This window comes from Mesotoga sp. Brook.08.105.5.1 (assembly GCF_002752635.1).
In the GTDB taxonomy this organism is placed as follows: domain Bacteria; phylum Thermotogota; class Thermotogae; order Petrotogales; family Kosmotogaceae; genus Mesotoga.
This window is the reverse complement of sequence record NZ_AYTW01000061.1, coordinates 85,794-94,089: the sequence shown is the minus strand read 5'-3', so window position 1 is coordinate 94,089 and position 8,296 is coordinate 85,794. Positions and strand designations below refer to the sequence as shown.

Below are 8,296 nucleotides of genomic sequence, written 5' to 3'. Positions count from 1 at the left end.
GGTGTGGAATCTCCCTCGTTATAAATTGCCGGGAATGCAGGCTGGAAGCGGATTGAGACGATCTGAAATTTAGCCAGGAGAGTTCGTTGCCAAAAGGGGGAATTCCAGGATAGGCGTTTATAGAAATCAGAGAAGAGTTCTACTACAACTTAGCCGACTAGATATTTGTTTTGAGGATGGGACAGTGAAAGAGAATATGAGTTTGTACAAACTGCTTCTGGAAGTCCGCAGAGCGAGCTTCATCAAGAAGCGCGAAATCTTCTCCAGGTTCGGTCTTCATCGAGGTCAGCCGCCGTTTCTCTTCCTTTTTTTGAGAGAGATGGAAGGACGGTAAGCGAAATCTCTACAGAAATGGGCCTTTCCGCGGCGACTGTGAGCAAAATGGTGCCGAGAATGGAGTCGTCGGGGTTTGTTAGAAGAGTCAGGACGGATCGGATTTGAGAGTATTCAGGGTTTATTTGACAGAGAAGAGCAGAGAGATCCGGGTCGAACTTGAGCGAACAATGCTAGACGTAGAAAGACAAAACTTTTCTACCTTTTCTGTCGAGAAGCGCGACCTGCTCGAGCGGTTATTGAAGAAACTGAAGGAAAGACTCTCGAAGTGATAATCAAGACCTGACCTACCTAAACGATGGAATGCGGGGTGGAAGACTGGATGAAAAGACTCTTCAAATTCCTCAAACCATACTGGATCTTCGTCGTTCTGGCTCCTTTAGCAATGTTCCTAGAAGTTGCCATCGATCCCTTCCAGCCGAAGTTGCTTGAAGAAATCATAGACGTCGGAACCATGGATCAGAACCTTGACGTAATCGTGAGCGCGGGAAGCAAAATGCTAATGACAACTTTTGTCGGTGTTCTACGAGGAATCGGCCGCGTAATATTTCCGTTGATAGCGGCTCAAAACGCAGGCGCAGATATCCACAGGAGCATTTTCACGAAGGTACAATATCTGTCACGCGCAAAGCTAGACAAATACAGAACCGGATCACTTATCAGAAGAATAACAGATGATATTGTTCAATTTCAGCAGTTCGTGATGATTCTTCTAAGGATGTTCGTTAGTGCTCCAGTGCTGTTCATTGGAAGTCTCATAATGTCATTCTGATAAGCTGGAGACTCTCGCTTATCTTCCTTGTGATAATCCCTCTTGTCACATATCTTACTTTCGCCATTATGAAGAGAGTGTTGCCTCTTTTCTCTCGAGTGCAGCAGGAAATGGACAACGTGAACACTCGTATAAGAGACAACTTGTCTGGAATAAGGGTCGTGAAGTCTCTCGCCTCTGCCGAGTTCGAGTCAAGCAAGTTCAACGGCGCAAATGAAAGCTACACCGCAACTGCAATGAAGGCGGCGAGAACCATGGTGATTATCATGCCGCTTCTCTCACTCATACTGAATCTCGGCATAGTTGCCGTGATATGGTTCGGCGGAATTCAGGTGGAAGCCGGAGGAATGCAGACCGGTCAGATAATGGCTTTTGTAAACTACCTGGGCAGAATGCTTATGTCGATGATGATAGGCATGATGTTGATCTTTGTTTCGAGAGCTCAGGCCTCTGCAAAAAGAGTCCAGAAGTTCTTGACGAAACGGAAGAAGAGGACGTAAAGGCCGGAAAATCCCATGATCTTAGAGGTCCTATCGTCTTTGAAAACGTTGACTTCAGTTACGGAGACGGAGCCAACAAGATACTTCACAATCTGAACTTCAAAATAGACCAGGGTGAGACAGTCGCGTTCCTTGGAGACACCGGTTCGGGAAAATCATCTCTTGTCATTCTGCTTCCCCCCTCCAATTCTACTTGAAGCTGGGCTTTGTCGATACGGACGAGTGGGACGATGAGGAAAAGATATTGATGAAAGACCTCTAGTAACCGTCTTCGGGAAATAGATAGTCGTTGACCCTATCTAGCTTCCCTGCCATCGTTGTAAGCTGATCGGCCTTCAATGATATTTCACATGCTAGAGTAAGGAGGCCGACTGCATCCAGGACATACGAGAGCTTCGAAAGCTTCTCTGCAATATCGCCAAGAACGGGGTTTTTGTACTCCATGAGCCTCAGAAGCTCCACAATCAGAGGAACCGTCTCTTCGAAGATCTCGAGGATCGTTTCCCAGTTGTCGATTCTCTTGTGTTCTCCGAGAACCATGAAAGACCAGTCTTGCAGAGGATCCATCACTTCGGTTCTCATGTTCGCGAAATCCCTGTTCATACTCCAGCAAGCAGCGTAGAGATCGAGATCTGAAATTGGCAATGAAGCCAGACGCGCTGCTCCCGCCAGCGACTCCTCAAGCTCTCTGATCACTGGTTTTGTGAAATTGCGGTAAGTAAGGTCGGTGTAAACGACCTGCCGGATTTCATCTCTGACGCTGCCCTCATCCGAGTCTTCGCCGCCTTTTACCCATCCGACCATGTCGCCCTTTATTAGACTCAGAAGCTCCTCGGCCTTTGAAGGATCGGAAAGATAGGCCCTAAGCTTATTCTTCACAGCTTCAAGCACATCGTCGAGCAGGTCGTTCTTCACATAACTTACGAACTCATCCAGTAGTGCTTCGATTGATATCTGCTGTGCCACGCCGCTCCAGTTACCCGAGATAATGTCGGCGATAATCGAAGCGGTGGAGAGTATTATGTTCTTTGCAGAAGAAATCATGTCAGCGACTTCTTCGGCATGCTCTACTATTCTTCTCGTATCTCGGACCATTTCCAGCAGCTCATTTTCTACTCTCTCCGATTCAATTGCCGCATAGGCCGTTCCATTGAGAAATGCCCCTACCGATACATAGAATCTCTTCATAGCTTCCATTTCCCTGAGGTTCAATCCGTCAGAAGCGATCCCCTCTATCCAATGCAACGACTTTTCGGCAAACTCTTTGGATTCATTTACAGCGATCTTATTGCCGACAAACTCCTCCATGAGGCCTCTAATCTTCACTGATTCGAGAAATGCGTCGCCAGTCTGGGCAACAACGGAATCCGGAAACACTTCTCCCTGAACGAATGAAATCTCTCCTGAGCCTCTCAGTCGAAGTGTTGAATAGCTGTAAGAGCTTCTTCCATATCCATAGAGTCTATAGAGGTACTCTCCCGGATCAACCGACCGCAATTGCAGAACTCCATCTCTCGCAACATAGTTCCAGTTGGAATCGCTGAATGCTTTCAGATCACCCAACTCTCTCAGCAAGTCCATTTCCACGACTTTGTCGGGCAACGCACTACCCTCTTCATCGAAAACAGGAAGGTGGTAGTCCTCTGAACTCTGCAGATAGCCTTCTTCATCGAAAAACGGCGAGTACTTGAATGAGACTTGCTCATCACCCCTTCTCACGTTCACTTCAACTTCGAACCCTTGTTTCCGATAGTACTTTGTGATCTCATCAAGAGCGGATTCCCAGGAGAGGTAGTAAATCGATTCAGAAACGGGCAGCGCATCGACTTCGATGAGATCCTGTTTGAATGGCCAGCCCAGAGAAACGGCTCCTGCCAGATAGTTGAAATTCGATTCGCTCAACGCGGGATTTATGAGCCTGTCATAATTCTCCATGTGAGCCAGAGCAGACTCCTCGGGCTGGAAGTATTCCAGCTCAATGCCCCTTTCCTCCAGCGCGATTTCTACGGCCCTTTTCGTGGCGACACTACCTCCGGAAAAGTACCAGAACGGTCCGTAAACTGTCTCTGGGAGAGTATCAGTAATCACAACGATAACTGCCCTTGCGTCTTCTCTGAAGTCAAGCTGACTGCCAAAGAGTATTGCGTCATAACTCCAGGTGTTTATGTGCCATTCGCCGGCCGTTTCGATTTCCTCGATAGCGAGAAGGAGTTCGTCCCTTTCCATAACTCCATGGAACGGATGGTCCGGTGATTTTCTTCCAGGCTCTTCCAGTGACGATGCTTCAAAGAGCAAAACCGCCACCCTGAAATCACATGAATCGTCTTCGAGTCGATTCACGAATTCCTTCAGTTCTGACTTGATCGACTCGATTTGACCCGCCATTGAGCCCGTCTTATCGATCAGGAAGACCAGGTCGATTTTCGAGGAAGATACTGATCTTTCCCAGAATCCGATGCCACCAAACTGGTCTTCTCTCTGATACGGAGCAATTTCGGCCTTTGACAAGACATTCCCAAACTCGTCAACGAGAGTCTCGGTTATTGCGAAGTCTTCGATTGAGAGTCCCGTAACCGGAACATCGCCGTCTTTGGCGCTGACAGAGCAACAAACCTGATGAATGCCGTTGTAGCTGAAATCCCATATTTGCCAGCTTTTGAATTCAAGTGTTCTCGAATAAGCAGTTGGGGTTAAGAGAAGAGAGAATAACAGAAATAGGAACCCTATCCTTTTCATTTGTTCCACCTCCAGATCGATCGATCAGAGGAGAAGACAAAGAGAACTACTCTCTGTAAGAACATTCTAGCAGATCAACTCAAACAAACGATCATCTGGAGAGCCAGGTGATTGCCCCTGGTTCTCACAAAAAAGAAACAGACCCTGAAGGGCCTGCTCTGGTCAGGAAGCCCTGCACCTTCAACACCACGGATCAAAGGAGCGGGATCTTCTGAGTGCCGAAGATCGATGCCATTTCAACGATTCGGGGGTCTTTCCATATTATCTTTGCACTTGAAAGGGTAAAATCAACGAGGTCTTTATGAGCGGCAAATGAATCGTCGCCGAGAAAGGTGTCAAGGAAGTCCTTCATTTCATCGACAGTGACCTTTGAGAAGCGCACCTGCTGAAGTCTGACCTTCGTTCTTTCCTCAAGCAACTTCTCTTTGTCTCTTTCGAGTTCTGAAAGACGATTTAAGAGACTCTGGGAATAAGTTCCAGATTCGACGGCTCTTGTTATGTTTTGAATGGCCGTTTCTATTGTTTGGATTTCATTGGCAATCTCTTCCACTCTTCCCTTTTGTGACTGACATTCGATCTTCTCATTTGCCATATCCGTGACGGCTCGAACGTCAACATTCGAGACCTGTTCTCTGAGATAGTGAACGATTACATTTGCTATCTTGTCTCTGCCGATTTTATGGTATTTATTATGGCGTTTACGACAGTTCCAGCAGTAGTAGGAACCACCTTTGTTTTTTGCGCCTCCGTAAGACCCACCCGAGAGAGCGAAGCCGCAATCGCCGCAGATCAATTTGCCTTTCAGGAGATAGAGGAGTCTCGACTCTTTCTGAATGCCCGGCATTTTCTGAACCCTTTGCCAGAGGTCGGGTGGCACGATAGCCAGCTTGGGTAAGTCCGCGCGGACTACCTCGCCTTTGTAATAATTAAACCGGCCCTTCTTTTTTCGATCGTTGAAGGAGTAAACGCCTTTATGTTTTTGATTCGAAATAACCCAGTCGATAGAGGCGTTTGTAAAAGCCTTCCCCCTTCGGGTTTTCCACCCCGATTGATTTACGTAGCGGGCTATCTGCATCGTAAGAACGCCCTCCACCCGCATTTCAAAGATCTCTCTTACCACTTGAGCTTCTTTCTCCTCTTTTTCAAAGCTCCAGTCCTTTTCAGAGACCTTAACTTTTCGATAGCCGAAAGGAACGATCCCTCCCAAGTATTGGCCTTTCTTCGCCTTCGTGATCATTCCCCTCATACTGTCTCTCGCAAGTTTCGCAGCGAAATACTCGGCCAGCATTTCTTGATTCGATTCCAGAAGAATGTTTTCGGGGCCTTCAATTGAAGGTTCGGACACAGATATGACTTTGATTCCGTATTCAGCTAAAAGCTCTTTGTATTTCCGAGCATCTAGGTGCGAGCGGGCAAATCTGCTGTGCTCCAGACAATGACATATAATCGAATTTTGATTCAAGAGCATCCTGGATGAGTTTCTGAAAGTCAAGCCTCTTTTCGATGAGAAATGCGGAAACGCCCCGGTCGGCATATTCCTTGACGATCTCGAAACCGTTTTTCTTGCAATATTCGAGTATTCGCTCAGTTTGACCTTCAACTGAAAGCTCTGTCTGATGCTGACTCGAGTATCTTGCGTATATTGCGGCACGCTTCTTTTTGAATGGGAAGTCTGCAATCCTTAATTCATTTACCTCGGTCAAGTCTTGAAGCGATCTTATCAATGAGTGCTATGCTGAAAGGGGATGGCAGTTTTTTGTCATTGAAATAATTAGATCTGTATAACTTGCAGAAATCAATGAGAGTAAGACCAACCGTTTCACCAGTCTGCGAATTTCTCCTGAGAATTATGAAATCGTCCTCAAATGGTTTTCCACGATCCGAGATTTTCCCGCGTTCTTTCACATAAAGAACGTCAGAATAGTCGTCATAGATGATGTTATAGCCATCAATCGTCGTTTTCACAATACTCATCTCCATAAGCGGTCTTGACATAGCCAAAATCCTCATGTTCAAAGTCTACCACAACAGAAATCACTAAGTTATCTGTTCGATTAACTTTAATATAGACATTCACGGTAGGATTCCACGATTCATCTTTTCTGTCTGGATCATCAATAACATCCATGATCTCGTATTCTCTGCCATACATTTCATCATGCCCACTTATTGCATGGTTCCAACTTTCATAAAACAGAACGACTGGAACGTTTCTTGTGTGGCTATGAGGTCCTGTCTTCCAGTATATTTGTCTTCCTTTGAATTTCTCGGGGCGCATAAGCCTAACCTTCTTTTTTGCTCTTCTTTTCATCTAATATAATTTGTCCAAATCGTTCCTCATATCTCTGTATCTGCTTACCCAGGATCATGTAGAAAGACTTTGCGTGTTGGGGACTCAAATAGACTCTGATAACGCTTTCCTCAATAACACCTCCAGAAAAATCATTCCTACCGAAATCAATAATGAAATCGTATAAGCCCACCTTGAATCCGGCGAAATTTGCGTAAAATGTTCTTTCTGAAGGAACCTCCGGTGCTCCAACCTCTTTTCTTGCTGCTTGTTTCTTCTCTTCCATCTCACACCTCCACTTTTTTGTGATAAACTGCCCTACTGAAACAATTCTCTTGTCTTTTCTACCCAATGGTCTCCGGGATTTGACTTACAAATATAGTGAAAACACGGATTGATCTGAATCCCGATTTTCTTTATCTCTTTCCTCAACTTATAGGCGAGTTTCAAGTTCTCGGTTGCCGCCTTCTTTGCTTTTTCTGGCATTTCTAACTTTTTATATGCATTCATTGCCGATATGTGCAAATAATAAAGGGAAAATACTGTGGCTGCTTTCTTCTCGCCAATAAGATACTCATATAGTTTAACTGAAAGGTTCGCATCAACAGAAATCAAATCCGACAAAACGCACCAGAAGACATCAATTGCTTTCTGTTGCACATTTTCCATCTCTTGATCATCCGATATATATCCAGGAGTATATTCGCCATTGATTAGCCATTCACCAGCTAGTTGCAAAAGAGATTCCTTTTCATGTGCGGAAAGTTTTTTCCAAAACTTCTCCATCCTATAGAATCTTATCGCCCCTTTCATTGTAGAAAACCACCTCTTCATACTTCCAGTATATGGACTCCCTTTTCATGAGTATTTCGAATATTGCGGAACTGAATCATTTTATGGCGGAGATTTGCCAATGATTGATCAACTTCGGGACTCCATAGCTTCTCTCATTGGAGATGAATGCTAGATTGCCATTTCCCGCTCTGTACTTTCTCATCAGGTCGCCACGCCACATAAGATCACTTCCTTTGACTCTTTTATTCTCTTTCTTCAACTTCTGTTATCTCTAACTTGAAGACCGTTTTTCTTTCCGTTTGCGGTTCCCAGATTAAATATCTCGGAGTATCTTGAGTCTTAAAAGCGATGAATAGAGAAGCATAACTAGATGTATATTGCTCGGCAGGAGCCAGCTCACCTTCCCGTCTCATTTCTTCGGAGTATTTCTTTCCATATAAAGGATCTGGATAAATAATCTCTCCCAATAATGTCTGCAACTTGAAGTCTTTGTAAGAAAAGCTCAGCGTTTCATTTAGCTTGCTTCTAACGCTTACCCCAAAACGAATGTACTCGCAATTCAATTCCTCAAGGTACGCCATTTCCTTCGATATACTTCGCCAGTATGCGATGTTTCTAAGTTCTGAATCAGTGACAAACAATGCTTTCTTTGCGAAAAAGATTTCTATACTAAGCCCCGCTCCTTCAGCGGATGTGCCTTGAGTTCCCTCAAAAACTAAAGGCTCATTATTGCCCGGTGGTTCCGGCTCTCCTTGACTAAGTTCTTTATTACTAACATCTAGTACCCCCGTCATAACCAAAAACAAGACAGCAACTAAGGCGGCAATTACAGTAAGAAGAAGAAGCGTGCTCTTTTTCATTGTCAAACCT

10 protein-coding genes are annotated in these 8,296 nt (G+C 45.1%); 2 read left to right on the top strand and 8 right to left on the bottom strand.

Annotated features, from left to right (window positions below):
• The first annotated feature begins 655 nt into the window (after positions 1 to 655).
• Complete coding sequence (locus tag V512_RS14395; RefSeq protein ID WP_165775414.1) at positions 656 to 1,105, top strand: ABC transporter transmembrane domain-containing protein; 450 nt, start codon at positions 656 to 658, stop codon at positions 1,103 to 1,105.
• Positions 1,106 to 1,134: 29 nt separating this feature from the next.
• Positions 1,135 to 1,605 (top strand): ABC transporter transmembrane domain-containing protein, encoded by a 471-nt coding sequence (locus V512_RS14390; protein ID WP_165775413.1) that lies wholly within the window; start codon positions 1,135 to 1,137, stop codon positions 1,603 to 1,605.
• Positions 1,606 to 1,863: 258 nt separating this feature from the next.
• Here V512_RS14390 and V512_RS14370 read toward each other — a convergent pair whose 3' ends face one another.
• The 8 genes from V512_RS14370 to V512_RS14335 all read right to left on the bottom strand — a co-directional run bounded on the left by V512_RS14370 (position 1,864) and on the right by V512_RS14335 (position 8,286).
• Entirely contained in the window at positions 1,864 to 4,341 is a 2,478-nt protein-coding gene (locus V512_RS14370) for a vWA domain-containing protein (RefSeq protein WP_243392465.1), read from the bottom strand.
• 193 nt (positions 4,342 to 4,534) lie between these two features.
• Positions 4,535 to 5,941: a recombinase family protein gene (locus V512_RS14365; RefSeq protein ID WP_099831126.1), complete on the bottom strand. Its 1,407-nt coding sequence runs from the start codon at positions 5,939 to 5,941 to the stop codon at positions 4,535 to 4,537.
• 86 nt (positions 5,942 to 6,027) lie between these two features.
• Complete coding sequence (locus V512_RS14355; RefSeq protein ID WP_099831124.1) at positions 6,028 to 6,306, bottom strand: hypothetical protein; 279 nt, start codon at positions 6,304 to 6,306, stop codon at positions 6,028 to 6,030.
• Positions 6,290 to 6,619, bottom strand: coding sequence for a hypothetical protein (locus V512_RS14350; protein ID WP_099831123.1), 330 nt, complete (start codon positions 6,617 to 6,619; stop codon positions 6,290 to 6,292). The genes V512_RS14355 and V512_RS14350 overlap by 17 nt, the downstream gene beginning before the upstream one ends.
• A 4-nt stretch (positions 6,620 to 6,623) precedes the next feature.
• Positions 6,624 to 6,917: a DUF3467 domain-containing protein gene (locus tag V512_RS14345; RefSeq protein WP_099831122.1), complete on the bottom strand. Its 294-nt coding sequence runs from the start codon at positions 6,915 to 6,917 to the stop codon at positions 6,624 to 6,626.
• A 32-nt stretch (positions 6,918 to 6,949) separates the two neighbouring features.
• Complete coding sequence (locus V512_RS14340; protein WP_099831121.1) at positions 6,950 to 7,444, bottom strand: hypothetical protein; 495 nt, start codon at positions 7,442 to 7,444, stop codon at positions 6,950 to 6,952.
• Positions 7,445 to 7,520: 76 nt separating this feature from the next.
• The gene (locus V512_RS14675) at positions 7,521 to 7,685 is read right to left on the bottom strand and encodes a hypothetical protein (protein ID WP_165775411.1); all 165 of its coding nucleotides are present in this window, start codon (positions 7,683 to 7,685) and stop codon (positions 7,521 to 7,523) included.
• Positions 7,669 to 8,286 (bottom strand): hypothetical protein, encoded by a 618-nt coding sequence (locus tag V512_RS14335; RefSeq protein WP_099831120.1) that lies wholly within the window; start codon positions 8,284 to 8,286, stop codon positions 7,669 to 7,671. Before V512_RS14335 ends, V512_RS14675 begins: the two co-directional genes overlap by 17 nt.
• Between the last annotated feature and the right edge of the window lie 10 nt (positions 8,287 to 8,296).

Coding starts and splice junctions, on each gene's coding strand:
- V512_RS14350 (WP_099831123.1), bottom strand. CDS start 6,619: ATGCGCCCCGAGAAATTCAAAGGAAGACAAATATACTGGAAGACAGGA.
- V512_RS14335 (WP_099831120.1), bottom strand. CDS start 8,286: ATGAAAAAGAGCACGCTTCTTCTTCTTACTGTAATTGCCGCCTTAGTT.
- V512_RS14395 (WP_165775414.1), top strand. CDS start 656: ATGAAAAGACTCTTCAAATTCCTCAAACCATACTGGATCTTCGTCGTT.
- V512_RS14345 (WP_099831122.1), bottom strand. CDS start 6,917: ATGGAAGAGAAGAAACAAGCAGCAAGAAAAGAGGTTGGAGCACCGGAG.
- V512_RS14370 (WP_243392465.1), bottom strand. CDS start 4,341: ATGAAAAGGATAGGGTTCCTATTTCTGTTATTCTCTCTTCTCTTAACC.
- V512_RS14340 (WP_099831121.1), bottom strand. CDS start 7,444: ATGAAAGGGGCGATAAGATTCTATAGGATGGAGAAGTTTTGGAAAAAA.